At 65.0% G+C, this 25,197-nt stretch carries 23 protein-coding genes and 2 tRNA genes; 13 read left to right on the plus strand and 12 right to left on the minus strand.

From position 1 onward, the window contains the following. Positions 1–66 precede the first annotated feature (66 nt). Positions 67–1,278, minus strand: a complete 1,212-nt coding sequence (locus IIE29_RS10375) for an NAD(P)/FAD-dependent oxidoreductase (RefSeq protein ID WP_209325163.1) — start codon at positions 1,276–1,278, stop codon at positions 67–69. Positions 1,279–1,418: 140 nt separating this feature from the next. Between IIE29_RS10375 and IIE29_RS10380 the strand changes: the two genes are divergently transcribed. The 3 genes from IIE29_RS10380 (at position 1,419) to IIE29_RS10390 (ending at position 4,219) form a co-directional block, all read left to right on the plus strand. Next, positions 1,419–1,491, plus strand: a tRNA-Ala gene (locus IIE29_RS10380). Between the two features lie 89 nt (positions 1,492–1,580). Beyond that, positions 1,581–2,933 carry a GH1 family beta-glucosidase gene (locus IIE29_RS10385; protein WP_209325164.1) on the plus strand — a complete coding sequence of 451 codons (1,353 nt, stop codon included), beginning with the start codon at positions 1,581–1,583 and terminating at the stop codon, positions 2,931–2,933. A gap of 50 nt (positions 2,934–2,983) precedes the next feature. Further along, entirely contained in the window at positions 2,984–4,219 is a 1,236-nt protein-coding gene (locus IIE29_RS10390; RefSeq protein ID WP_343071867.1) for an MFS transporter, read from the plus strand. 18 nt (positions 4,220–4,237) lie between these two features. On the opposite strand, the gene IIE29_RS10395 is transcribed toward IIE29_RS10390, so the two are convergent. The 4 genes from IIE29_RS10395 to IIE29_RS10410 all read right to left on the minus strand — a co-directional run bounded on the left by IIE29_RS10395 (position 4,238) and on the right by IIE29_RS10410 (position 8,261). Continuing rightward, entirely contained in the window at positions 4,238–4,789 is a 552-nt protein-coding gene (locus IIE29_RS10395) for a YdeI/OmpD-associated family protein (protein ID WP_209325165.1), read from the minus strand. A gap of 198 nt (positions 4,790–4,987) precedes the next feature. Beyond that, entirely contained in the window at positions 4,988–6,469 is a 1,482-nt protein-coding gene (locus IIE29_RS17150; protein ID WP_209325166.1) for a 3-hydroxyacyl-CoA dehydrogenase NAD-binding domain-containing protein, read from the minus strand. Further along, on the minus strand, positions 6,466–7,377 hold the full coding sequence (locus tag IIE29_RS10405; RefSeq protein ID WP_209325167.1) for a beta-keto acid cleavage family enzyme: 912 nt from the start codon (positions 7,375–7,377) through the stop codon (positions 6,466–6,468). The genes IIE29_RS17150 and IIE29_RS10405 overlap by 4 nt, the downstream gene beginning before the upstream one ends. Continuing rightward, positions 7,374–8,261, minus strand: coding sequence for a TetR family transcriptional regulator C-terminal domain-containing protein (locus IIE29_RS10410; RefSeq protein WP_209325168.1), 888 nt, complete (start codon positions 8,259–8,261; stop codon positions 7,374–7,376). The genes IIE29_RS10405 and IIE29_RS10410 overlap by 4 nt, the downstream gene beginning before the upstream one ends. Positions 8,262–8,491: 230 nt before the next feature. On the opposite strand from IIE29_RS10410, the gene IIE29_RS10415 reads away from it, so the two are divergent. Further along, positions 8,492–9,865, plus strand: a complete 1,374-nt coding sequence (locus IIE29_RS10415) for a pyridoxal phosphate-dependent decarboxylase family protein (protein WP_209325169.1) — start codon at positions 8,492–8,494, stop codon at positions 9,863–9,865. Positions 9,866–9,886: 21 nt separating this feature from the next. On the opposite strand, the gene yczE is transcribed toward IIE29_RS10415, so the two are convergent. Beyond that, complete coding sequence (gene yczE, locus IIE29_RS10420) at positions 9,887–10,546, minus strand: membrane protein YczE (protein WP_209325170.1); 660 nt, start codon at positions 10,544–10,546, stop codon at positions 9,887–9,889. Between the two features lie 151 nt (positions 10,547–10,697). Here yczE and IIE29_RS10425 point away from each other — a divergent pair, with 151 nt between their 5' ends. The 3 genes from IIE29_RS10425 to IIE29_RS10435 all read left to right on the plus strand — a co-directional run bounded on the left by IIE29_RS10425 (position 10,698) and on the right by IIE29_RS10435 (position 13,672). Beyond that, positions 10,698–11,477, plus strand: a complete 780-nt coding sequence (locus IIE29_RS10425) for a YggS family pyridoxal phosphate-dependent enzyme (RefSeq protein WP_209325171.1) — start codon at positions 10,698–10,700, stop codon at positions 11,475–11,477. A 107-nt stretch (positions 11,478–11,584) separates the two neighbouring features. Beyond that, positions 11,585–13,048 (plus strand): AlkA N-terminal domain-containing protein, encoded by a 1,464-nt coding sequence (locus IIE29_RS10430; protein WP_209325172.1) that lies wholly within the window; start codon positions 11,585–11,587, stop codon positions 13,046–13,048. Positions 13,049–13,090: 42 nt separating this feature from the next. Beyond that, a complete protein-coding gene (locus IIE29_RS10435; protein ID WP_209325173.1) occupies positions 13,091–13,672 on the plus strand; it encodes a methylated-DNA--[protein]-cysteine S-methyltransferase in 582 nt (193 codons plus the stop codon). Between the two features lie 24 nt (positions 13,673–13,696). Here IIE29_RS10435 and IIE29_RS17155 read toward each other — a convergent pair whose 3' ends face one another. Continuing rightward, positions 13,697–14,872, minus strand: a complete 1,176-nt coding sequence (locus tag IIE29_RS17155) for an Lrp/AsnC family transcriptional regulator (RefSeq protein WP_209325174.1) — start codon at positions 14,870–14,872, stop codon at positions 13,697–13,699. Between IIE29_RS17155 and IIE29_RS10445 the strand changes: the two genes are divergently transcribed. Both IIE29_RS10445 and IIE29_RS10450 read left to right on the plus strand, forming a co-directional pair. Next, entirely contained in the window at positions 14,846–15,664 is an 819-nt protein-coding gene (locus tag IIE29_RS10445) for a nitrilase-related carbon-nitrogen hydrolase (RefSeq protein ID WP_343071868.1), read from the plus strand. The genes IIE29_RS17155 and IIE29_RS10445 overlap by 27 nt on opposite strands. Positions 15,665–15,689: 25 nt before the next feature. Then, the gene (locus IIE29_RS10450) at positions 15,690–17,138 is read left to right on the plus strand and encodes a purine-cytosine permease family protein (protein WP_209325176.1); all 1,449 of its coding nucleotides are present in this window, start codon (positions 15,690–15,692) and stop codon (positions 17,136–17,138) included. A gap of 77 nt (positions 17,139–17,215) precedes the next feature. Here the strand turns inward: IIE29_RS10450 and IIE29_RS10455 are convergent. After that, positions 17,216–17,288 (minus strand) — tRNA-Ala (locus IIE29_RS10455). A gap of 221 nt (positions 17,289–17,509) precedes the next feature. Next, the gene (locus IIE29_RS10460; RefSeq protein WP_209325177.1) at positions 17,510–17,737 is read right to left on the minus strand and encodes a hypothetical protein; all 228 of its coding nucleotides are present in this window, start codon (positions 17,735–17,737) and stop codon (positions 17,510–17,512) included. Positions 17,738–18,561: 824 nt separating this feature from the next. On the opposite strand from IIE29_RS10460, the gene IIE29_RS10465 reads away from it, so the two are divergent. Further along, on the plus strand, positions 18,562–19,464 hold the full coding sequence (locus IIE29_RS10465) for a universal stress protein (protein WP_209325178.1): 903 nt from the start codon (positions 18,562–18,564) through the stop codon (positions 19,462–19,464). A gap of 13 nt (positions 19,465–19,477) precedes the next feature. Further along, positions 19,478–20,347 carry an alpha/beta fold hydrolase gene (locus tag IIE29_RS10470; protein WP_343071869.1) on the plus strand — a complete coding sequence of 290 codons (870 nt, stop codon included), beginning with the start codon at positions 19,478–19,480 and terminating at the stop codon, positions 20,345–20,347. A 156-nt stretch (positions 20,348–20,503) separates the two neighbouring features. On the opposite strand, the gene IIE29_RS10475 is transcribed toward IIE29_RS10470, so the two are convergent. Next, the gene (locus IIE29_RS10475; protein WP_209325179.1) at positions 20,504–20,734 is read right to left on the minus strand and encodes a hypothetical protein; all 231 of its coding nucleotides are present in this window, start codon (positions 20,732–20,734) and stop codon (positions 20,504–20,506) included. A gap of 74 nt (positions 20,735–20,808) precedes the next feature. Beyond that, positions 20,809–21,228 (minus strand): phage holin family protein, encoded by a 420-nt coding sequence (locus IIE29_RS10480; RefSeq protein WP_209325180.1) that lies wholly within the window; start codon positions 21,226–21,228, stop codon positions 20,809–20,811. A gap of 268 nt (positions 21,229–21,496) precedes the next feature. On the opposite strand from IIE29_RS10480, the gene IIE29_RS10485 reads away from it, so the two are divergent. Together IIE29_RS10485 and IIE29_RS10490 are read left to right on the plus strand one after the other, a co-directional pair. After that, complete coding sequence (locus IIE29_RS10485; protein WP_209325181.1) at positions 21,497–22,792, plus strand: MFS transporter; 1,296 nt, start codon at positions 21,497–21,499, stop codon at positions 22,790–22,792. Positions 22,793–22,939: 147 nt separating this feature from the next. Next, the gene (locus IIE29_RS10490) at positions 22,940–24,409 is read left to right on the plus strand and encodes a peptide MFS transporter (protein ID WP_209325182.1); all 1,470 of its coding nucleotides are present in this window, start codon (positions 22,940–22,942) and stop codon (positions 24,407–24,409) included. A gap of 90 nt (positions 24,410–24,499) precedes the next feature. Here the strand turns inward: IIE29_RS10490 and IIE29_RS10495 are convergent, their stop codons facing one another. After that, on the minus strand, positions 24,500–25,096 hold the full coding sequence (locus IIE29_RS10495) for a CPBP family intramembrane glutamic endopeptidase (protein WP_246475872.1): 597 nt from the start codon (positions 25,094–25,096) through the stop codon (positions 24,500–24,502). Positions 25,097–25,197: the final 101 nt, after the last annotated feature.

The raw sequence follows: 25,197 nt of genomic DNA on the forward strand, positions 1-25,197 counted from the left end.
GGCATCCATGACTCGGGGCCGGCGGCCGCAGCCACCGACCCCGCGAGCCTGTGTCACCGGCACTGATCAGAGTTCGCCGACCGGGACCTGCTCATCGCCCAGGCGCTCGGCGGAGACCTCCTTGCCGATGAGGGCGCGAAGCTCGTCGCCATAGTCCCAGACGTTGACGTTCATGGCCGCAGTGACCCGCCCGTCCCTTCTCCAGAACACGATGAATTCGCCGCTGGACTTGTCGCCGCGGATGACGACCTCATCGCCGGCGCTGCCGCGACCGACGTACTCCATGCCGAGGTCGTACTGGTCGGTGTAGAAGTACGGCTGCCAATCGTAGGCCCGGTTGCCGCCGGTGATCGTCGAGGCCGCGACCTCGGCCTGTCTCACCGCGTTGTCCCAGTGCTCGATCCGCAGGCGTTCACCGCGCAGGATGTTCTGGGCGTTCGCGAGGTCGCCGATGGCCAGGATGCTGCCGTCGGAGGTCCGCATGTGCTCATCGACGAGGACACCGTCGTCCGTCTTCAGGCCCGCCGAGGCGGCCGTCTCGACAGTCGGATCCGCGCCGATGCCGATGACGACGAGATCGGCAGGGACGCTGCCGACGCTGGTCTCGACGGCTTCGACGGCGGTGGAACCGGCGAACGACGTCGTATCCGCCTGCTTGAGGAAGGTGACGGCGTTCTTCTCGTGCAGGTCTTCGAAGTGCTGGCCGAGCTCCCGCCCGAGTATGCTCGAGAGAGGTGGTTCATCCGTGTGGAGGATGACCGTGACATCGCAGTCGTGGCTCCTCGCCGCCGCGGCGACCTCGAGGCCGATCCAGCCTCCGCCGATGACGGCGACCTTCTTGCCTTTGCCGAACTGCGAACGGATGGCCACTGCGTCTCCGACGTCGCGGAGGGTGTGGACGTTGGCCAGCTGCTCGCCGGGCACGCCAAGCGTGCGCGGGGTCGAGCCGGTCGCCAGGATCGCCTGGCCATACCGGATCTGTTCCCCGTCATCGAGAGTCACGGTCCGCGCTGCCGGATCGATGGAGCTGACCGTCGTACCGAAGAACGTGCTCACATCGTGCGCCGCATACCATTCCTCACCGCGCAGAGCGGAATCGGCCGGATCCGAGTCTTCGAGCATCACCTTCTTCGACAGGTCCGGGCGATAGTAGGGAGCAGCCGGATCGGCTCCTACGAGAGCGATCGAGGCGGGATAGCCGGCGTCGCGAAGCGACTCGACAACGGTGCCGCCGCCGATGCCTGCGCCGATGACGACTGTTCCGAATTCCTGGGTCATAACACGTCCTTTCATCGAGGGGACTCACTGCCGACTGTACCCGTCGACCAGGCCTGTCACCAGGAATGCAAATGCCGACAGGTTCAGTGACGAAGCCATTTTGGTCTGCGGGGGTGTCAGGCGTAAGCTGATTACCGCAAGGGGCTATAGCTCAGTTGGTAGAGCGTCTCGTTCGCAATGAGAAGGTCAGGGGTTCGATTCCCCTTAGCTCCACAGACACCCTTGGATCCACTCCGTCCCCGGACCGGCCCGCACCTGACGGGTCTGTTGCGGGCCGTGCTCTTCCATGACATATTCGACGCATGGACGGCATTCCTCCCCTCGATGCTCGAGAACTCGTCGGGCTCCGATTCTCCGCCGCCACGGCTGCTTTCCAGATCGAAGGCGCACGGACCGCCGATGGGCGCGGGCGTTCCATCTGGGATGACTTCGTCGACACCCCGGGAAACGTCGTCGACGGCAGCACAGCAGAACCGGGACCGGACAGCTACCATCGGTTCGACGAGGACATCGCGCTGCTCGCCGGCCTCGGCCTCGATCGCTACAGGTTCTCGATCTCCTGGACTCGCATCGTCCCGGAAGCGGGCACCGACCCGAGCGTGAATTTCGCGGGCCTCGACTACTATGACCGCCTCGTCGACGGGCTCCTGACCGCCGGGATCACACCCGAACCGACCCTGTACCACTGGGACCTGCCGGTGGCTTTGGAATCAGCCGGCGGCTGGCTCGATCGCGACACGGCTCACCGCTTCGGCGACTACACCGCGATCGTGGCCGACCGCCTCGGCGACCGGGTCCACCACTGGTACACCATCAACGAACCCGCATCGACGGCATTGCAGGGGTACGCACTGGGAGAACTGGCTCCCGGACACACAATGCTCTTCGACGCTCTGCCGACAGTCCATCATCAGCTGCTCGCCCACGGCATCGCCGCCGCGATCCTGCGCGAACACGGCTCTCGGCAGGTCTCGCCTGCGATCAACCACAGCCTCATCCTGCCCGAGACCTCCTCCGAGGCCGACCTCGCAGCCGCGGGAATGCTCGACACGATCCTCAACCGGCTCTTCGCCGATCCGCTGCTCCTCGGCGCCTACCCCGATCTGACCGGGTTCGGGCCCGAGATGCCCGTGGTCGCCGGAGACATGGAACTCATCTCGGCGCCGAACGATGTCTACGGCTTCAACTGCTACAACCCGATCACCGTGCGCGCAGCCAGCGGTCCTCTGCCCTTCGAGATGGTTCCGACTCCCGGAGCTGCGACGACCGGGTTCGGCCCGATGTGGCCGATCCGGCCCGATACGATGCGGGATCTCCTCATCGACATGCAGCACCGCTACGGCGACCGTCTGCCCCCTGTCGTCATCTCCGAGAACGGGGCGTCCTTCCCCGAACCGGACACATGCGAGGAGGAGATCGCCGATGTCCAGCGCATCGACTACCTGCGCGAGCACCTCCGCGCTGTGACCGAGGCCCTGGCCGCCGGCGTGGTCATCGACGGCTACACGGTGTGGTCGCTGCTGGACAATTTCGAATGGGCCGATGGGTGGACCCAGCGCTTCGGACTCGTCCACGTCGATATGGACTCCGGAACCAGGACCCCGAAGGCCTCCTACCGCTGGTATCGCGATCTGATCACCGCTGCCCGGGCATGAGCTTCGCCACCGATCCCGATCGCCGAGGCGACCCTGGAGGTCGGCCGCGCGTGTCGTCGGTATGGATGGTGTGGTTCACCCTCGCCTGGTTGGCGATCTGGACCGTGCAGCTCACGCCGATCCAGCTGCTGCTGCCGCTGCAGCTCGACACCCAGAGCGCCCACTGGATCGACGGCGTCGTCTGGTCGGGGCTGGTGCTCTCGACAGGCGGCCTGGCCGGGGTCATCGTCGCACCCGTGGCAGGCCGGTTCTCCGATCGCACGCGCCTCCGGATCGGGCGACGCCGGCCCTGGGCGATCGGCGGATCGTTCCTTGCCGCTGTCGGACTCCTGCTCACCGGCAGCGCCGAAGGCCCGGTGCTGATCGGTGCCGCCTGGGTAGTCACCTCCGTGGGGGTCTCCGTGGCCTCGGCCGCCTTCACCGCCCTCATCGCCGACCAGCTCGACGACCAGCGCGGTGCCGCATCGGCCGCGGCGAGCTCCGCCCAAGCGGTGGGCATCGTCGTCGGCGTCGGAGCCATCGTCCTGCTCGGGCTGAGCACCGGCGCGTCCTACGTCGTGCTCGCCGGGTTCATCCTCCTCATCGGGACGCTGAGCGCCGTCCTGCTGCCGGACCCTCCGCCGCCGCATGCCGCAGTGCTCGCCCTGCGCGCTCGTGCGGAACTCACCCGGGCACGCATCTCCTCGCTCGTCGACCCGAGCTTCACGAGACTTCTCATCAGCCGGTTCATCATCAACGTCGGCAATGCCTTCGGCACCTCGCTGCTGCTGTTCTTCCTGCTCTACGGCATCAGGGTTCCCGCCCCCGACGCCGAGGGTCGTCTGCTCGTGCTCATCGTCATCTACACGGTCTTCGTCGTCCTCGCAGCGGTCCTCGTCGGCATCGTCACCGACCGCAGAGGAAACCGGAGGCTGTGGACGGTTCTGTCCGCGCTGGTGCAAGCCGCCTCGGGCGTGATCATCCTCATCAGCCCGAGCTTCATGACCACTGCCGTGGCCGCCGGAGTAATGGGGGCCGGCTACGGGGCGTACATGGCCGTCAGCCTCGCCCTGGCCACGGACCTGCTCCTCGATCCCGATGACCATGCTCGAGACCTCAGCCTCGTCAACAGTGCCGCCAATCTCGGACAGCTCGTGGGGCCGCTGCTCGGAGCCGGTCTCGTCGCTCTGGTCGGCGGGTTCTGGCTGCTGTTCGCAGCCGCCGCGATCGTCTCGACCATCGGTGCCGGCCTGACACTGACCATTCGCCGCGGGCGCGCGGTCCTCCGCGCGCCCGCAGCGGATTGAGCCGAACCGGCCCAGGGTTCAGGAGAGCCCGAGCAGCTTGCCGCTCTTGGACAGCTCGGGGTCGGTGCACGACGACAGATCGAAGCAGCAGGGGCGGCGCTTGCCGGACTCGAGCTTCGAAATCGCGACGTCCACCCGCCGAGCCCGTGTGTCTGCGCTCTTCGTGGCTCTGATCCACCGCACCCATTCCCAGCGGGCCATCGCCGTCAGGCTCGTCCACACCTCATCGAGGTCCACGGCCGCGTCGAGAGCCGCCCGCAGATCCTCGGGCACGGTGACTTCAGGCCATTCCTTCCGCGGGTTCAGGCTGACTTCGACTGCCTCGCCGGGGGAGGTGCCCAGGCGCTGCCAGAGGTCGGGCTCGATGCTGATCCAGTGACCTCGGCGGCCGTCGGGTTCGACCACCGTGGTGAAGTCGGTGCCGTCGATGCTGCCGTCGACTGCGACCTGCCCTCGGGAGGGCAGTCGGTCGCTGGCGTCCTGTGGCAGGCGCAGAATGGGCCGGTCGCCGAGAAGCTCGGCGATGGCTGGAAAGGTGATCGTTGTCGTCTCGGCGGCATCAGCGGACATATCGGTTCCTCAGTGGGCTCGGCGGTGCGGTCGCACCGGACGATCGGTTGGGAACTTCAGGATAGCGCCGCTGTCCGCAGATGACTTCTCGAATCCTGACGAAACCCGCCGATCCGAGGTGCGGCCGGTGGGCAGCGGCCGCACCTCGGTCGGGGCCTGGCCGCGTCCACCGGCCGGACCCTGATCGGGCAGCGGTGATCAGCCGATCGCGCGCCCGACCCACTCCGGCCGATGCGTGATCGTCCGCGCAATCCTCTCGGCGATGGCGGCGGGGAAAGCCACGACCGCGCCCGTCGATTGGTCGACGTGGAGTGCCATGATCTCCTCGGTCGCGACGAGTCGCTCGTCGACGTACATCTCATAGGCCAGATGCAGCTTCTTCTCCCCGGCGCTCACGAGACTCGGGACGACGCTCAGCTGTGACCCGAGGGCCACCTCGTCGAGGTAGCGGATATGGGATTCCACGGTGTACAGCGAGGCCTTCGCCGAGTTCCGATAGTCGGCGTCGAGACCGAGGTGGTCCATCACCTGGTCAGTGGCGAAGCCGAAGACGAGCACGTAGAAGGCCTCGGACATGTGCCCGTTGTAGTCGATCCAGTCCTCGCTGACCTCTGTGAGGTAGACGGGAAGACTCTCCGCCCGGTCCGATGCGACCTCGGTCGGGGCCGGAACCGCGGCGGCAGTCGCGGCCGCATCCGCGCCATGGGTGGCGGCGAGTTCTGCGGTGAGCTTCCGCAGCGCGATGATCCCGGCGTCCCGGTGACGGACGAGATCCGGAATCGTGCGCTCGCCGCTCTCGACATCGCAGCCGGCGACGACGTCGTCACGGAGTGTCTGGGTGAGCTCGGGTGCCGTCAGACGCGTCCACGGCGATTTCAGGGACGGTCCGAAGTGGTCGAGCATATGGGCCATCCCGCCCTCGCCGCCGGCGAGGTGGAAGGTGAGCATCGGTCCCTGGAACGGCCACCGCAGGCCGGGTCCGTCGGTGATCGAGCGGTCGAGCTGCTCGACGGTGGCCTCGCCCTGCTCGACCATGTACAGAGCTTCACGCCACAGCGCCTCCTGGAGCCGGTTGGCGATGAATCCGGGTACCTCGCGGTCCATCCGGATCACGGACTTGCCGATGTGGGCATAGAAATCGGCTGCCCAGTCGACTGCGGAAGCCGAGCTCTCCTGGCCACCGACGACTTCGACGAGCGGGATGAGGTAGGGCGGATTGAACGGGTGTCCGACGACCAGACGTTCGGGATGGGCCGCCTCGGTGGCCATCTCGGTCATGCTGTAGCCGGACGTCGAGGAGCCGATGACGATGCCCGGATCGCAGACGGCATCGACCTGGGACAGCAGCCGGCGTTTGAGGTCCAGATCCTCCGGAGCCGACTCCTGGACGAAGCCGGTTCCGGTCACTGCCTCGGCGAGGTCGGTGTGCACGGACCACGCGGTGCGGTCGGCGCCGGCGACCATGTCGAGCTCCTCGAGCGCGGGCCAGGCCGCGTCGAGGAGGCGGGAGAACTTCTCCCCGGCGTCGGGAGCCGGATCCCAGATCTTCACTCGGAAGCCCTGGGCGAGGAAATAGGCCGCCCAGCCGCCGCCGATCGTGCCGGCACCGACGCAGGTGACCGTGGTGATCGAGTCGAAGTCCGGGTAGACGACGGGGGTGTCGGTGAGGGAATCGTTCACAGATCGGCTCCTGTGATGGTCGGGGTCTGGACACGCAGATCGAGGATCTCGCGGGCTTCGTCGGGGGTTGCCACGGACGCGCCGAGGCTCGTGATGATGTCGACGGCGCGGGAGGTGAGGTCGGCGTTCGTGGCCTTGACTCCCTTGGACATGTAGAGATTGTCCTCGAGGCCGACGCGGGCATGACCGCCTGCGAGCACGGACTGGGCGACCCAGGGCAGCTGGTTGGCACCGATGGCGAACGAGGTGAACTGCGCGCCCCTGGGCAGCATGTTGACCATGGCAGCCAGCAGTCCGGGATCAGCCGGCGCACCGTACGGGATGCCCATGCACAGCTGGTACAGCGGCGGAGCATCGATGAGGCCCTCTTCGACGAGCACGTTCGCAAACCACAGGTTGCCGGTGTCGAAGATCTCGAGTTCGGGGCGCACCCCCAGCGTCTGGATCCGCTTCGAGCCCTCCCGCAGCATGTCCGGGGTGGAGACGTAGATGTTCGAACCCTCCCCGAAGTTGAGCGTTCCGCAGTCGATCGTGCAGATCTCGGGCAGCAGCTCTTCGACATGGGGGAGACGGTCGAGGGCGTTGATGAGGTCGGTGCCCGGCATGGTCGTCAGCGGATCCTGCGGGTCGACGACGAGGTCGCCGCCCATGCCCGCCGTGAGGTTGATGACCGGGTCGACGTCGGCCGCGCGGATGCGGCGGACGACCTCGCGGTAGTAGGAGACCTCTCGCGAGCTCTGCTTAGTCTCGATGTCGCGGACGTGGATGTGGACGACAGAGGCTCCGGCGCGGGCGGCGGCGATCGCGTCATTCGCGATCTCCTCCGGGGTGACGGGAACGTGTTCGCTCTTGCCGGTCGTGTCTCCGGCCCCTGTGACTGCACAGGTGAGAATGACCTTGCGATTCATTGTGACTCCTCCTCTGGTTGGGTTCTGATGATCGAACGGGTGAGATAGGTCTGCAGTCGGATTCTGAACGTCCCGGGGTCCATGACTCCGGTGAGCACCTTGACCCCGAGCCCATCGAGCAGGGAAGTGAGCTCATCGGCCATGGCGGCACTGTCGCCGCGGCGGAAGAGCCCTTCGGCCTGACCGTCTTCGATGGTGCTGCGCACGGTCCGCGACCAGCGCTCGTAGCTGGCCGGGTACTCGGTCGAGCCTCCGTCCTCCAGCGCGAGTCGAGCCCATGTCTGCAGCCAGATCGACCACTCGCGGTGTGCCGTCTGCCCGATCGGCGACTGCAGTTCGAGCAGACGTTCGAGCCGGTGCTTCGGATCGTCGATGCCGTCGAGCCAGGCGATCTGCCGGTCGAAGGCGAGCTTGACCGAATAGTCCAGCGTGGCGGCGAAGAGCTCCGACTTGTTCGTGAAGTGGTAGTGGACGCTCGCGCTCGACACGCCCGCGGTCTCCGCGATATCGGCGATGCGCACGGAGTCATAGCCGTGTCGGGAGAAGAGGTTCCATGCGACTTCGACGATGTGCCGGCGCGGAGTCGCCTCCGCGGCGGTCAGCCCCTCGACGTCGGTCAGGTTCTGTGCCTCGGGAGCCAGCGACTCTGGTGCCGCCGAGACCTGCGACTCGTCTCCGAGCAGCCATCTGACGGTGACTCCGGTCGACGTCGCCAGCCCGAGAAGCTCATCGGCGGTGAAGCGCCGCTGACCGGACAGGGCCTTCGACAGCTTCGTCTCGTCGATGCCGATCGCCTTGGCGACCTGCCGCTGGGACAGACCGGTGCCGACGATCGCCTCCTTGGCTCGAGACGGGGTCGAGCCGTGTCCCGGGGTGCTGCTCATGGGCCGAATCTATCCCGGAAACCGACAGATCGCAAGTATTTGTGACCAATAGTCAGAACTTGCGATAGGCGCGCGCGGGTCGGCAGGCAGGGTGCGGGGAGCAGGAAGGCGGGAGCGCGCGAGTCTGATCGTGACAATCGCGCTCGCCGCGCCCACAGGAGTCGCAGTTGCCGATAGTCTCGTGCTGATGGGCCGCGCCCATCGGCATCCGACACGACCCGGGAGGACCTATGACCGACAGTCTCCACTCACGCATGCACGTCGTCTCCGATGAGACCCGCAATCTGGTGAACCTGGTCCTCGAGTATTCGAGACGGCGCACTCTGGCGGAGGACACTCCGCTCGACCACCCCACCTCCGAGGCCGAGCTGCGTCGCCTGGCCGGGCCCACCGTCACAGAGGAGGGGCTGGGCTCAGCGCGGGCGCTGGCGATCTTCGAGCACATCTTCGCTCCCGCATGCATCTCGACCGATCACCCCAAGTACCTGTCCTTCATCCCCAGTGCTCCGACGAAGGCCGCCGTGGCCTTCGATCTGGTCGTCTCCGCCAGCGCCCTCTACGGCGGTTCCTGGCTCGAAGGCGCCGGTGTCGTCCACGCCGAGAACGAGGTGCTGCGGTGGCTGGCGGGAGAGTTCGGTCTGCCGGGGACCGCCGGAGGAGTCTTCGTCCAGGGCGGGACCATCGGCAACCTCTCCGCACTCGTGGCCGCGCGCAATGCGAAGAAGGAGAAGCTGGCGGCCTCGAGGCCGGCCCGGTGGGTGATCGTGTGCAGCGCCGAGGCCCATTCGTCGGTCGCCTCGGCGGCTGAGGTCATGGACGTCGACGTCGCGCCGGTGCCCACCGGCGAGGACGGGATCCTGCGTCCCGAAGGTGTGCGTAAGGCGCTCGCAGAGCACGGTGATGCTGTGATCGCGGTCGTGGCGACCTCGGGGACGACGAATTTCGGCACCATCGACGATCTCGCGGGCATCGCGGCGCTGAAGGAGGATTTCGACTTCTGGCTCCACATCGACGGCGCCTACGGTCTGGCGGCGATGCTCGCTCCTCAGGTCCGGCACCGGTTCGCCGGGGTCGAACAGGCCGATTCGCTCATCGTCGACCCGCACAAGTGGCTCTTCGCCCCGTTCGACGCCTGCGCGCTGATCTACCGTGACCCGAACACGGGGCGGCGAGCGCACACGCAGCGTGCCGAGTACCTCGACACTCTCACCGAGGCGCAGGAGTGGAGCCCCTCGGACTTCGCCATCCAGCTGACACGTCGTCCGCGCGGGCTGCCGCTGTGGTACTCACTGGCCAGCTACGGCGCCGAGACCTACCGGGAGGCGATCGGTCACTCCATCGACCTGGCGCGTGAGATCGCCACCGAGATCAGGCGGCGCGAGAACCTGCGTCTTGTCCGCGAACCCGAACTGTCCGTGGTCGTCTTCGAACGCGACGGCTGGCAGCGTGAGGACTACGAGGCCTGGTCGGACCGGCTGCTCGAGGATCAGCGGGCCTTCGTCGTTCCCAGTTCACATGCCGGCAGGCCCAACGCTCGTTTCGCGATCGTCAATCCGCTCACGACCTTCGACGACCTCACCGACATCCTCGATTCGATGGAATGAAGCCGTTTTCGAGCAGGCGGCTCAGCCGTCCTGCCGCGGGCGGAGTTCGACGGTGAAGGTCGGCAGCAGCGCCTGCGTGATGGGCCCGATCCCCACCGCGTAGAGGACGGTGCCGATGCCGACCACTCCGCCGAGCAGCCAGCCGACGGCGACGACGGTGACCTCGATGAGGGTGCGCACGAGTCGGATGGAGCGTCCGGTGACGCGGGAGAGGCCGGTCATCAGGCCATCGCGGGGACCCGGCCCGAACTGTGAGCCGATGTACATCGCCGAGGCGGCCCCGTTGAGGACGACGCCTCCGATCATGAGCGCGATGTTCCATCCGAGATGCTCGGGGTGGGGCAGGAACAGGCGGGTGAGGTCGAGCGAGGGACCGATGAGAAGGGCGTTGAGGACCGTACCGATGCCCGGCTGCTGCCGCAGCGGGATCCAGATGAGGAGCACGACGAAGGACAGCAGTGTGACGATGGTTCCGAAGGTCAGCGGCACATGCCTGAGGATACCCGAATGGAGGACGTCCCAGGGCATCATCCCCAGGCCTGCCGTGACCATCATCGCCATCGCCGCGCCGAAGAGATAGAGCCCGATGAAGAGCTGAGGCAGGCGTCGCCAGAGGCGACCGGCGCGCAGCTGTTCGATGGGCCCGATATTGGCCAATCGGCGTCCCGGTGTCGATGTCATTCGCTGGCTTTCTGATCGTCAAGAGGCTCCCTGACCACCATTGTGGCCGAGATCGTCCGTGCGTGCAGGAAACAGCCGCCCGGCCGGATGCCGATCGGGGCGGGAGCGGGAGGGTCTGCCGGCAGCAGGACCGCGTGCGTACCATGAGGGCATGGGAGAGAACTACGGACTCAGTCACGATGAAGAGTATGCGACGGCGCTGACCGTCGCAGATTTCCGCACGAACATCGCCGAGGTCGACGAACGCATCGCGGCGGCCGCTGCACGTTCGGGTCGCGAGCGTTCGGAGATCGAACTGCTCCCTGTGAGCAAGACCGTTCCCCAGGAGCGCATCCGCCTGGCCGTCGAGGCCGGGTGCCACAAGCTGGGGGAGAACAAGGTCCAGGAAGCGCATCGGAAGTCCCATGAAATGGCCGATCTCGACATCGACTGGGCGGTGATCGGCCATCTTCAGTCGAACAAGGCCAAAGAGGTGGCGAAGTTCGCAAGAGAGTTCCAGGCTCTCGACCGGCTCAAGGTCGCACGTGCCCTCGACCGTCGGCTCCAGGGTGAGGGACGCAGCCTCGACGTGTATGTGCAGGTCAACACCTCGGCCGAGGACTCGAAGTTCGGCATGCCGCCCGAAGAGCTGCTCGGCTTCCTCCGGGCAGTGCGGGAATTCGACACGCTCAGGGTGCAGGGCCTTATGACCCTGGCGATCTTCTCTTCGGACGTCGAACGCGTGCGTCCCTGCTTCCGAATGCTCGCCGAGCTGCGCGAGCAGGCACGGGAGACCGATCCGGAGCTCATCGGCGCCGGCCGGCTGTCGATGGGCATGTCCGGTGACTTCGAGGTGGCCGTCGAAGAGGGTTCGAACTGCGTCCGAGTCGGACAGGCCATCTTCGGCAAGCGCTCCGTGCCCGACTCCCATTACTGGCCGGAGAACGGCTGAACATTCAGAGCATCGGGACGGCTTCCGTCCGCCTCCGAGGCGCTCGCCCGAACTGCGATGACCGAAAACCGCTAGTAATGGCCGACGGCGACGAGCACAATGGAGGCATGCTCACCACCGACCAGTGCTATCAGGCCGTCGCCTCACGTGACCGACGCTTCGACGGAATGTTCTTCACGGCGGTGCGCACCACTGGGATCTTCTGCCGACCGTCCTGCCCGGCCAGGACGCCGCGGCGTGAGAACGTCGAGTTCTTCAGCACGGCTGCCGCGGCCGCTGAAGCCGGTTTCCGAGCCTGCAGGAGATGCCGGCCCGACGCCAGCCCGAACTCCCCGGACTGGGACACCCGAGGCGACGTCGTCGCTCGCGCTGTGCGACTCATCCGCGACGGCCTCATCGACCGGGCTGGGGTCGAAGGTCTGGCCGCGGAGCTCGGCTACAGCTCCCGGCAGCTCAGCCGGCTCGTGCGGGCCGAACTCGGTGCCGGACCCCTCTCACTGGCTCGCACCGAGCGTGTGCGCACCGCCCGGACGCTGATCGAAGTCACGGCGATGCCGCTGAGCGACATCGCCTTCGCCGCCGGGTTCGCCAGCATCCGCCAGTTCAACGACACCTTCCGCGAGATGTATTCGCTCAGTCCCAGGCAGCTGCGCACCTCCGGGACGGGGGAACCTGCGGCGGACGAACTCGTGCTCCGACTCGCCTATCGCCCGCCCCTCGACTTCGAGTACCTTCTCGACTACTTGCGAGTGCGCGCAGTGAATGGAATCGAAAGCCTCGCCGGCGGAGCCTATACGCGGTCGATGCGCTTGGCGCATGGGCCGGCGGTGGTGACTCTGCGCCGAGGAGAAGGAGACTTCGTCGAGTGTCGTCTCCGGTTGGCCGACACCCGCGACCTCGGCAGCGCAGTCGCCCGAGCCCGACGGCTCCTCGACCTCGACGCCGACCCTGCGGCGGTCGAGGCGACTCTGCGCGCAGCGGGGCTGGGCAGTCTCGTCGCCTCGCATCCCGGCATACGTTCCCCCGGCCACAGTGATCCCGTCGAATTGGCGCTGCGCACCGTGCTCGGACAGCAGATCTCTCTGGCCGCGGCACGCACGCATCTTCAACGCCTCGTCGCCGGCTCCGGAGAACTGCTTCCTCCGGAGCTGAGGGCTGCGGGCGTCGATCGGCTGTTTCCCACCGCCGCGACGATCGCTGCTGTGCCCGCCGAGGACTGGGCTCTGCCGGCCGCACGGATCCGCACGATCCACGCACTCTCGACATCCCTGGCGGAGGGGAGCCTGGACCTCGGAGCCGGCAGTGATCGGTCGGACGCGGATCGTCGGCTCCTCGCCCTGCCGGGGATCGGACCCTGGAGCAGCGGATACATCCGCATGCGCGCTCTCGGCGACCCCGATGTCTTCCTCGCCTCCGATCTCGGGGTGAAGAAGGCCCTGACCGAGATCGACGCCTCCGGCGTGAGGGCGCGGGGCGATGAGGAATGGGCAGACGTCCTCTCGGCCGTCAGCCCCTGGCGCTCCTACCTCACCCACATCCTCTGGGCACATCACTCGAAGACGACTCGATGAGCGAACCTCAACGCACAGACCATATGATCAAGGACGGCTGATATGACCACAATCAACGATTCATCGACCACCTCCGCGCTCCGATTGCCGAATTCTTCGGCGCCGGTCCATTCGACAGTTCTCGGCACGGCGGTCGGTCCCGTGCTGCTGACATCCGATGGTGAACACCTCACCGGGCTCTATCTCGATACCTCCGATGAGATCACGCGACGCGTGCACGCAGGCTATGGGGTCGTACCGACGCCTGCCGAGGGGCTGGCGATCTTCACCGAAACCGAGGCACAGCTGCGGGAGTACTTTGCGGGCGACCGCACCGAGTTCGATCTGCCGCTCGCGGCGGTGGGCACCGAGTTCCGACGTTCGGTCTGGAAGGCTCTCACCGGGATTCCCTATGGTCGGACCGCCGGCTACGGCGAACTGGCGGCAGCGCTGGGAAGACCAGGCGCCGCCCGAGCTGTGGGAGCGGCGAACGGGAAGAACCCCATCAGCATCGTCGTCCCGTGCCATCGGGTGATCGGTGCCGATGGGTCTCTCACCGGGTATGCGTGGGGTGAGGAGAAGAAGCGGCATCTGCTCGACCTCGAGCAGATGCGGAGGAGGAGAACCGACGGAGCAGCGAACTGAGCTGCCCGGACGCGGCGGGCCTCCTCAGCCGGCGGTGATGGGGAGGCTGTCGCTCTCCCCATACTGTTCTTTGGCGATCTTCAGATTCGCCCAGCAGTCCACCTCGGCAACGCCCTCGATGCCACGAAGGCGATCCATCGTCTCGACGAGTTCGTGGGCCGATTCGGCCGAAATCGTTGCGATGAAGTCGAAGGAACCGATGGCGACCGCCAAGAACTCGGGCTGGAGAGCTGTGAGCCGCGGCACGAGCTCGCCTACAGGCACGCTTGCTCGAAGCCCGACGCCCAGCGTCGGCGTCTCCGGCTGTCCGGTGCGAACCGGAATGCCGACGACCTTGATCGCCCCGCCCCTGAGCAGCCGGTCGAATCGCAGACGCGCCCCGCTGGGGGACAGGTCAGAGGCTTCCCCCAGTTGTCGATAGGAAGCTCGCGCATCAGTGTGGAGGTGCCTGATGATCGCACGGTCGGCCTCATCGATCGTCAGTGGAGTCGCAGCCGTGTGGAACGGCGAGAAGCGATTGACCTCGATTGACTCATAGAGTGTGGTGCGGACGTCGCTGACACCCGGAAGCTGGAGAACGGTGTCGAGGGTGCGCCGCAGATGAGGGTCAGGGCCGACTCTCACTTCGGCGTCAATGGAATAGCGGCCGGCGACATCGGCGACGAAGGTGGTCTCCTGCATCGACACGAGTGCGTCCCGTGCTGGATGCACGGGGCCGGAGACGGCGATCTGCAGGTAAGCGAACCGTTCGAGGCCCAAGAGAGCCGGACTGATCGACACAGTCAGACGAAGTTCATCGCGAGCGACAGCAGTCTGCACAATGGAGGCGACCTGGTGACGCGGCAGTCCCACAGCCTTGGCGATGTGAGCGAAGCTGGCTCGGCCATCGTCTCGAAGCGCTTGCAACACCCTTCTCTGTGACTGTTCGGAAACGTGTCCCGGCATGCTACCTCCCAAGATCGAAAAGCACAGTCGATACAGTTTCGCATGAATGGACCGTGCAGGGAGCTGTGAAATGAACTGATTGGTCGAGTTTCCTGACAAACGTGCACTCACAGCCAGATGGGCCTCGCGAATGGCTATGGCGATGTGCACTGAGACACTATTCTCGCTGGCATGACGAAAATCGCGTGTTGCCAGTACGCCCCAGTCTTCGGCGATGTCCGTTCGAACGTGGCCGAGAGCCTTGCGCTCTTCCACCGGGCGGTCGACGGCGGTGCTCGAGTCGTCGTCTTTCCAGAATTGGCCAGCTCGGGATACGCGTTCGCCGACTCGGTCGAAGCCGACGCTGCTGCTGAAACCGCTGACGGACTCGCGGTATCGAGCTGGAGGCAGGCCGCTGATGAGAGGGATGCGATCGTCGTGGCCGGCTTCTGCGAAGCCAACGAGCATGGGGCGCCCTACAACAGCGCAGCTGTTCTCGTTCCGGGACGGGCCCCCGTCATCTACCGCAAAGCCCATCTCTGGGACGCCGAACGGACGGTCTTCACTGCCGGTGAGGCCGCCCCGCCGGTCATCGAGACAGAGCATGGTCGAATCTCCGTCGTCATCTGCTACGATCTCGAGTTCCCCGAATGGATCCGGAACCCAGCGCTGCGTGGGGCAGACCTGATCTGCGCCCCTGTCAATTGGCCGAGGATGCCGCGGCCGGCGGGGGAGAGGCCCGGCGAAGTCGTGCGCACCCAGGCGCAGGCGGCGATGAACCGTGTCTCCATCGCCGCGTGCGACCGCACGGGTGTCGAACGCGGCATCGACTGGACATCGGCATCAGTGATCGTCGATGCGAACGGATGGCCGCTCGATATGGCCGATCTCGACCAGAGCCGGACAGAGACCATCACCGCGGACGTCGATCTGAGCGAGAGCAGAAACAAGAAGCTGTCCGCATACAGCGATGTCTTCGCCGATCGCCGGACCGATCTCTACTCTGCGATGCGGAGCGATGCGCACGGCACGTCCGAATCTGCAATGAGCGAAGACCCACAGCGCTGAAGAGCGCCGACCTCAGGAGACAATGATGTCATCACAGTTGCACTCAGAGAGAACCGACTCGGTCATCGAATCCAGATCGATCGATGTCGTCCCCGAGTCCGAACGCCACGGAAAGGTCTGGCACCAGGGCCCATTCTGGTTCGCCGGAAACTTCGTCCTGACAACTCTCGTCGTGGGCTTCACCGGCCCGACGATGGGGCTGAGTCTGGGATTCTCCATTCTCGCGGTCGTCCTCGGGGTGGGCTTCGGAACCTTCTTCATGGCATTCCACGCCAACCAGGGACCGACGATGGGGTTGGCGCAGATGATCCAATCCCGGGCGCAGTTCGGCAGCCGTGGGGTTCTGCTGCCCTTCATCGCAACAGTCTTCGTCTACGTCGGATTCCTCGTCTTCGACACCATCCTCGTCGCTCAGGGCATCGGAATCTTCCCAGAGGCGACATGGTTCTGGTACCCGATCATCATCGCTGTGTCGATCGTCATCGCCGTGGTCGGCCATGACCTTCTCCACCTGATCCAAAGGTGGATGACCTATATCCTGATCGCAGTGTTCCTCGTGATCACCGTCTTCGCGGTCATTCACTTCCCGAGCGCGGACATCGCCGCCGCCGCGCCGGTCAGGACCGCAGGCTGGACGGTCTCCGGATTCCTCGTCCAGTTCTCACTCGCCGCCGGATACAACATCAGCTACTCCGTCTACGTCTCCGACTACACCCGCTATCTGCCGCGCAATTCGTCGGCGCCGAAGCTCATCGGCTCCGTCTACGCAGGCGCCGGGTTGTCTGCAGTGTGGCTGATGTCCCTGGGAGCGCTGCTGGCCAGCTATATTCCGGATGCCGATCCGATCTCCACCCTCCGCAGTGTCGGCGACATGGTATTCCCTGGGTTCGGGACGGTCGCAGTGCTCGTCTCGTCGATCGCATTGGTCTCGATCATGGGCGTCAACGCCTACGGTGCGATGCTCACAGGAGCCAGCGCGATCGATGGCTTCAGACCGATGAAGCCGACCGTGCGTCTGCGAGTGGTGGCCTTGGTCATCGTCGGCACAGTCTCGCTCGTGATTGCCTTGGCCATTCCGGACGACTACCTCGACAGCTTCAACAGCTTCGTCGGGCTGATGCTGTATTTCCTCATTCCCTGGACAGCTGTCAACCTCGTCGACTTCTACCTCGTTCGGCGTGGTCGATATGCTCTTGACGATATCGTCGACGGCAACGGTGTCTATGGGCGATGGGCTTGGAAAGGCTTGACGGCTTACGCGGTCGGATTCGCCGCAATGATCCCGTTCTTCTCGCTCTCTTTCTACACGGGACCGGTTGCGTCGATGATCGATGGCGCAGACATGTCGTTCGCGGTCGGACTGCTGGTGTCCGGGCTGACCTACTTCTTCCTCACGCGCAGCCAGCCTGCGAAGTTGGCGGAAGAAGAGGCGATCCGGCGAAGTGCGGTGGAGTTCGGGCTCGACGAACACTGAGCGTCCTTGACCGCCTCGGCCGAGGCAGATACGACGAAGCGCCGGGACCCGATGATCGGATCCCGGCGCTTCTGCGGTGGAGGTAAGGGGATTCGAACCCCTGACCTTCTCCATGCCATGGAGACGCGCTACCAACTGCGCCATACCCCCGCTTGCCTGAACAATATTACCCAGATGTGGGTGTCAGACCAAATCGGCAGACGGTGACGCTCGACACAGTTTCCTATCGATGGTGGGGGCCCCGCTGACGCGCGCCGCAGGAGGTCAGGTGCACGGCTCGACCACCGCTTGCCAGGTGCGCACCCGCCCCCGGTGGTCGGGTGCGCGGCTCGACCACCGGTGGCCAGATGGACGACTTGGCCTCAGCCAGGTCAGATGAACGGCCTGACCTGGCTGAGGTAGCGCACGAGGTCCCGGTCGCGCTGCTCACTGATGAGCTGGTCGCGTCGGAATGCGCGCAGGCGGGCCTCTTGCCTCCGTGCCGTCTTCTGACGGCGCGACTCGGCGCTGGTGGCCGGGCGACGTGCCCACCGAATGAGCTTCATTCCGGTGCTCAGAGCCCAGCGTCGGGGAAAGGTGAATGGAAATGTGGTCGACACAATGAATCCTCTGATTCTTCAAAGCAGGAGATATCCGGAAAATGGGCAGGGGATATCGCCGAAAAGGTCATGGACGAAAGAATTCTGAAAAGAAACACCTGAGAAGGTGTGGCATTTCAGTATGAATACGATGAATCCGGGAATGTGCTCGGGGCGAGGTCATGCCGAATTCACAGATCAGCATTCTTCGGAAGTCTGAACGAAGACGGTGGGTCAGGAACTCCACCGACCAATCAGACTCTCCGTCAGAGAGTCTCCTCAGCAGCAGTGCTGTGGTCGTTGCGAAGTCCGGACGGAATTCCGTCGGATCCCGAGCGAACGGGCCGGGCGAAAGGCTTGCCTGAGTTCAGGTCGCCGCTTGCAATGAGCTCTGCGGCAACCACGGTCCAACCGGTGGAGAAAGACGCGGATAACAGCTGTTCGTCAGCCGGCGAGTCCTTGTCCGCCAATGGGGCAGGCAGCTGGTTCGTGGCAAGGCGTTCGAAGGTCGGGCCCTGTGAAATGAATATTCATCGAAGCTGCGCTCCTCTCATGGTCGTGGATCTCGCGTGAACGGCGTCGGCGCTCACTGTGGTCGATGTGCAATCAGGTTTATTTCTGCGAATCCGTAATTGCACTGTCGAATTTAGCACAGAAGATATCGTGTGCGGAAGTTTTGTTCATTATATTCCCGAATGGATTTCACAGTGCAGTGAGGCGAGCCCGACTGGTGATCGCGCCGGGAACACAGCCTCCCATTCAGGGCTCGTGGCGTGCGCCACGATGAGAATGCTCAACCGGCAACGTAGAATCGATGCGGACGTGCATCTACAGGGGAGTTGAGAATGTCAGAGACCGCCAGCACTCGACGACTGGTCGTCGGGTACATCGCCACCGATCGGGGTCGTGACGCGATCGCACTGGGCATCTCGGTCGCCCGCTCCATCGACATCGAACTGGTCGTGACCATCGTGCGCCCGGAGGCGTCGACGATTCTGTCCGGGGGAGCGGTGCCGAAGGACGGCGCCGGCATTGTGGAGCAGCAGATCGACGAATGGCTCGAGGAGGCCATGGCGCTCATCCCCGACGACGTTCGTGCGAAGGGAGTCATCCACATCGCCTCCAACGAGTCGAAGGGGCTCATGGAGGTCGCTGAGAGCGAAGGTGCCCTCGGCATCGTCATCGGAGCGCGCGCGACCACCCTCATGCGGCAGCTGCGAATCGGCACGGTCGCCTCTGCGCTGCTGCATTCGTCGACGGTCCCGGTCTTCCTCGCCCCGCACGGCAGATCGGATATCGGACCGATCTCACGCGTCACCGCACTCTACGGCGCCCGGCCCGGCGCTTCCTCCCTCATCGGTGCCGCTGTCGAGACGGCCTACGGTCTCGGAGTCGACCTGCGTCTGCTGTCGCTGATCGAGAACGACGGCCTCTTTGAGGACGAGGTCGCCGAGCTCACCGAATTCGCCGAACAGTACGGTGGAGCGGTCCTGGCCGAACATGCATCTGAGATGCTCGCCTCCGGACGCGCGGTGGTCAAATCGCAGGCCGGAGCCGATATCGAAGAGGCCGCGGAGAACATCGACTGGCAGTCGGGCGATGTCGCGTTCGTCGGCTCGAGCCGTCTGGGCCGCGGCGGAAAGGTCGCCATCGGTGCACGAGCCCGACGACTGCTGCGGGTCCTGCCGGTGCCGGTCGTCGTCGTTCCGCGTCGCGCGGTCAGCACGAGTCGGCCGGCCGCACACTGAGCGTTTCGAGACAGTGAGGACGAGACCGTCTCGCCGGATCGAACTGCGTCTGGGCTCGCATACGACTTCCGCCTGGGTGCACCCCGGAGACCCTGAACATCGACCGCTGCTCATGGTGCACGGATTCCGCGGGGACCATCACGGGATGGACCTCATCGCCGGAGACATCCGTGGTCGAGAGGTCATCGTCCCCGATCTGCCGGGGTTCGGCCGGACTCCACCGCTGGAATCGGGATCCGGGCTGAAGTCCTTCGTCGACTACCTCCTCGCACTCCACGCTGAGATCACCCGGCTGCGGCAGACGGTGCCGATCATGGTCGGGCACTCCTTCGGCTCGATCATCGTCAGCCACCTGGCTGCCGCGCATCCCGAAGCGGTTCCCGAGCTCGTCCTCATCAACCCGATCACCAGTCCGGCTCTGGAGGGCTCGGCCCGCTTCCTCACCGCGCTCACCCGGATCTACTACTCGTTCGGTGCCTGGCTGCCCGAACGTCCGGGGCGCGCGCTTCTGGGCAATCGACTGATCGTGCGGGCCATGAGCGAGGTGATGGCGACGACTGCCGATCGCGGTCTGCGACGATACGTCCACGATCAGCATGCCCAGCACTTCTCGTCGTTCTCCGATCGGAAGTCCCTGGCAGAGGCGTTTGCGACATCGGTCGAGCACACCGTCACCGAGGTGGCCGCGGACCTGAGCATGCCGACCCTCGTCATCGCCGGCGATCGTGACACGATCGCGCCCATCGGGCCCACCCGTGCATTCGTCGCCCGGCTGTCCGACGTCGAGTTCGTCGAATTGCCCGGAGTCGGTCACCTCGTGCACTACGAACGGTCGGCCGAAGCCGCCGCGGCGATCATGAGCTTCTCCGCAGGGCGGGACTGACCGGACACCGGCCTCCGCGGTCGGTCGGCCGGGATGCCTGGCCCAGCCGGCGGGGTGAGCAGATGATGCGTGAGAACGACCGGACGGTTCCCGGAAACGACGAAGGGCCGCTGCGCACCAGCGCAACGGCCCTCTGTCGATCATCGACTCAGCAGATCAGGGGCGAGGGTCACGGACCCAGTGGTAGACCATCGGGACGAGGAACGCGAAGCATGAAGCGAGCAGACCGCCCCAGAACACCCAGAACTCAGTGCCTTCGGGTGAGGAGAACGCCGCCCCGAACAGGTATAGGCCGAACAGGAAGAGAGCGAACGAGATGATGAAGACGATGACATCGGCAAAGGATGCTGAGTTGCGGGTTCGCTTCGTGGCGGCAGTATTGGACATGGTCTCCTCCGGCGGTGTTTCTGGTGGTCATGCTGACACTCTGGGCACAGTCTACATTGCGTAGAGAGCTTTGCTCATCTCCGGTCGTGCTCGGCGCTTCGCTCGGGGACCAGCCAGCCGAGGAGGGCCGAGACGATCGAGACGATGACCGCGGCGAGGATGGCGGAGAAGAAGAAGGAGTCGATGGTGAATTCGAATGGGGTGAATCCGCTGAGCCAGCTCGTCAGCGCCAGCATGATCGCATTGATCACGATCGAGAACAGGCCCAGGGTCAGGCAGGTGATCGGGGCGGAGACGAAGCTGAGGATCGGTTTGATGAACGCGTTGGCCAGTCCGAAGATGAGCCCGATGACGAGATAGGAGATGATCATGGCCGGAATCGTCCCGGTCTGCTCCTCGACGATCCGATTCCCTGTGATCGTCACGCCGGGCAGAATCCAGGACGCCACCCAGATCGCACAGGCGTTGACGACGACTCGAGAGAAGAAATTCATATCGCTCATCCTCGCAGATCGATCTGCGTTCTTTCTGAGTCGCGGATGGGAATGAGGTCCGTGCCGACCTGCCGAAGAACCTTGCCCGTGACGCTCTCGATCACCCTTCGCAGACCGGATTCCACTCGTATCCGGAGCCCGAAACCAGTAGCCTGAAGTCTGAACCCATCGGTTCGAACAGCAGAGTGCATCTACCGAGTGATTTGATCCAGGTCACCACGGCGGCACGAACTCCCGCTCGCGCGGGAGAAGACGAAACTGGATTGGTATGACTGACAGCGACATCTCCACATCGGCAGGCAGGCGGACCGAACCGACCCTGTTCTCGGCAGTCGGCCGCAGCTACTTCCCGATCGCGTTCATCGCTCGCATGCCCTTCGCCATGATCGTCGTCGGGGTGCTCACCCTCGTCGTCGCCGGCCGTGGATCGCTCAGTCTCGGCGGGATCAACTCGGCCGTGGTGGGTTTGGGCACTGCTCTTTTCGGCTCCTTCATCGGCGCGGCCGCTGACCGCTGGGGCCAACGCCATGTGCTGCTCGTCGTCGGCGTTCTCAACTGTCTGGCACTGGCATTCATGGCGTGGGTCGTCTTCAGTCCGCTGCCCGACTTCGTCGTCTTCATCGCCGCCTTCGCGATCGGCGCCACCTCGCCGCAGGTGGCGCCGATGTCCCGCTCCCGGCTCGTCGACGTCATCATGGCGGCACTTCCGCAGGCGCGACGGCCGAAGGTGCTCAACGCCACGATGGCCTATGAGTCCGCCGCCGACGAAGTCATCTTCGTATTCGGCCCGTTCGTCGTCGGTCTCCTGGCCACCTTCTTCAGCCCGGTGGCGCCGATCATCGGAGCCATCGTCATGACCCTCGTCTTCGTCACGGCCTTCGCCCTGCACCCTACCGGGCGGGCCCGGTCCGCAGGTGGAGCCGCCGGCCTCGGCGAGCGTGCACCGGCAAAGGGCATGTTCACTCCCGGTGTCTTCGTCGTGGTCGTAGGAGTGTTCGGCGTCGGTATGGTGTTCGGATCGACGCTGACCGCCCTGACCGCGCTGACGAATGATCTGGGCCGGCCGGAGGAGGCGGGTCTCGTCTACGGCGTCATGGGCATCGGCTCTGCGGTGCTGGCGATCTCGGTGGCGGCCTTCCCCTCCTCCTTCTCCCTGTGGGCCCGGCTGCTGTGCTTCGCGCCGATCTTGGTCACCGGGTCGGTGATCCTCGCCTCATCGGAATCCATGCCGATCATCGTCCTCGCACTGCTGCTCATGGGATCGGCCATCGGACCGAGCCTGGTCACGCTGTTCAGCCTCGCGGCCGAACGGGCCCCGCGGGGACGTTCGGCGACAGTGATGTCGATGGCCGGCTCAGCGATCATCGTCGGCCAATCCGCGGCCGCGGCGATCAACGGCATCCTCGCTGATGAGCAGGGCACGTCCACCGCGATGGCCGTACCGATGGCCGCCTCGGCGATCGTCTTCCTCGCCGGCGCACTCAATCTCTTCGTCGGCTCCGAACGCCGAACCAAGAGATCCGCGCAGGAGCGCAGAGCGCTCGTCGACGGCGAAGAGATCTGAATCACGTCCATCTTCCGCTTTCTGGGACGCTGAGTCCCAGTCTCCGACTGGTGTGACCGCGTGTGCGGCGAAGAGTAGGATGTGCGCTGGTCCATCGTGAAGCACACCACGAGATGTGTGCTTTCACACCACTACGGAAAGCACACAATGTCTTCAAGCACCTCGACGACCGAGGCAGTCCGCAGCGATACTCGCTTCTTCGGGCATCCCCTCCCGCTCATGCAGCTGTTCAGCCTGGAACTGTGGGAGCGGTTCTCCTACTACGGGATGAATGGCATCCTCGCCATCTACCTCTACTTCAGCGTCACCAAGGGTGGGCTCGGCCTGGACCAGGGCACTGCCGTGGGCATCGTCGGTGCATACGGCGGCGCCGTCTTCCTCGCGACGATCCTCGGCGCCTGGGTCGCCGACCGTCTGGCCGGTGCCGAGAAGGTGCTCTTCTACTCGGCGATCATCATCATGCTCGGCCATATCTGCCTTGCCCTCGTGCCCGGATTCGGAGGAGTCGCACTCGGTCTGATCCTCGTGGCACTGGGCTCCGGCGGTCTCAAGGCCAATGCCTCGGCACTGGTCGGTGAACTCTATGAGGAGAAGGACCCGCGCCGGGATGCCGGTTTCACGATCTTCTACATGGGTGTGAACATCGGTGCGATGTTCGGACCGCTGATCACCGGCATCCTGCAGAAGGAGATCGGCTTCCACTACGGATTCGGTGCCGCTGCGGTCGGAATGGCCCTCGGCCTGATCATCTACGTCACCGGCCGGAAGAACCTGCCGCCCGAGTCGCGGACCGCGGTCAATCCGCTGCCGAAGTCGAAGCTCTACCTCTTCATCGTCGCCGTTGTGGTCGTCGTCCTCCTCGCGGTGGTGCTGTGGATGACGAAGCTGGTCAACCCCGAGAACATCGACTGGTGGATCGCCGGCATCTCGGCCGGCGCCGCGGCCTGCTACATCATCGTCATGTACACCTCGCCGCAGACGAACGCCGAGGAGCGCTCCCGTGTCCTCGCCTTCATCCCGTTCTTCCTCACGAGCGTGGTCTTCTGGTCGATGTACCAGCAGATCTTCGGCGTGCTCACCGTCTACTCGGACACGCAGCTCAATCGTTCGATCTTCGGCTGGGAGATGCCGATCAACTGGATCCAGCTGATCCCGGCGATGTTCGTCATCATCTTCGCTCCGCTGTTCGCGACCATGTGGATGAAGCTCGGGCCGAAGCAGATCTCGACACCGGTCAAGGCCGGGCTCTCGCTGGTGTTCATCGGCATCGGCTTCCTCATGTTCCTGCCCTACGCCGACGCCGGGGCGAACGAGACTCCGCTGCTGTGGGTCGCTCTCATCCTCGCGGTGTTCGTCTTCGGTGAGCTGCTCATCTCTCCTGTCGGTCTGTCGTTCTCGACGAAGGTCTCGCCGAAGGTGTTCCAGTCGCAGATGATCGCGGTCTTCTTCCTCGCCTCGGGTGTGGGCACAGCACTGTCCGGTGTGCTCGGCGGCTACTTCTCCACCGACAACCAGGTCCCGTACTGGACGTCGATCGGCGGCGCCTCCGTCGTGCTCGGCCTGCTCGCACTCACCCTGACGAAGCCGATGCTCAAGCTGCTGCGCGGCATCCGCTGACCTGCTGACTCAGCGTCTGTCCGAGGGCCTCTCGAACCAATGGTTCCGAGGGGCCCTCGGCTTGTCTGCGCAGGAAGGGGACGCTGAACCTCAGACGCCGAAGAATATGGGCAGCGTCTGCGGGTGGTGGGCGTGGACGATGGTGAGGAAGACGAGGGCGTCGAAGAGCAGATGCACCGTGACCGTATACGGCAAGGACTTCGTGCGCGTGAAGATGAACGCTTGGACGAGGGCGAAGGGGATCGTCAGCAGCGGCCCGATCGAACGGTATCCGAGCTCCCACAGGAACGACACGAAGATGACCGTCGTGAACGCGTTCGCGGTCCAGAACGTGAAGTGTTTCCGCAGCAGCGCGAAGACCGTGCAGATGAAGAACAGCTCGTCCCAGATGCCCACTGCGTTGACTCCGAAGAAGAGCCGCAGGATCTCCGACCACCCGGTGATCGGCGGCCAATTCTGATAGACGCCGGTGCGCAGGAAGTACTGCGGCAGGACCGCCCATGCGGTGACGACGACGAAGGCCAGCCATGCCCACTCGAGACGCGACCAGGGCTGCCCCCGGCGCAGCGGGAACTTGATCGTGTCATCCCCGAACACATACCGAGTCACCAGCCAGGGACCGACGACGACCGTTGAGAGCACGAGGCCCATGCGGGCGATGTTCGTCCAGGAGATGTCCGCTTCCACCGAAATCGCGGAGATCAGCGCAAGGGGACTGATGCAAGGATCGGTGACAATCGGAGTGTCACGCTGCGACTGCAGGTGACTCAATCATTGCTTCGTACTCC

Origin of the sequence: Brevibacterium renqingii (assembly GCF_017808095.1) — a bacterium.
GTDB lineage: Bacteria > Actinomycetota > Actinomycetes > Actinomycetales > Brevibacteriaceae > Brevibacterium > Brevibacterium renqingii.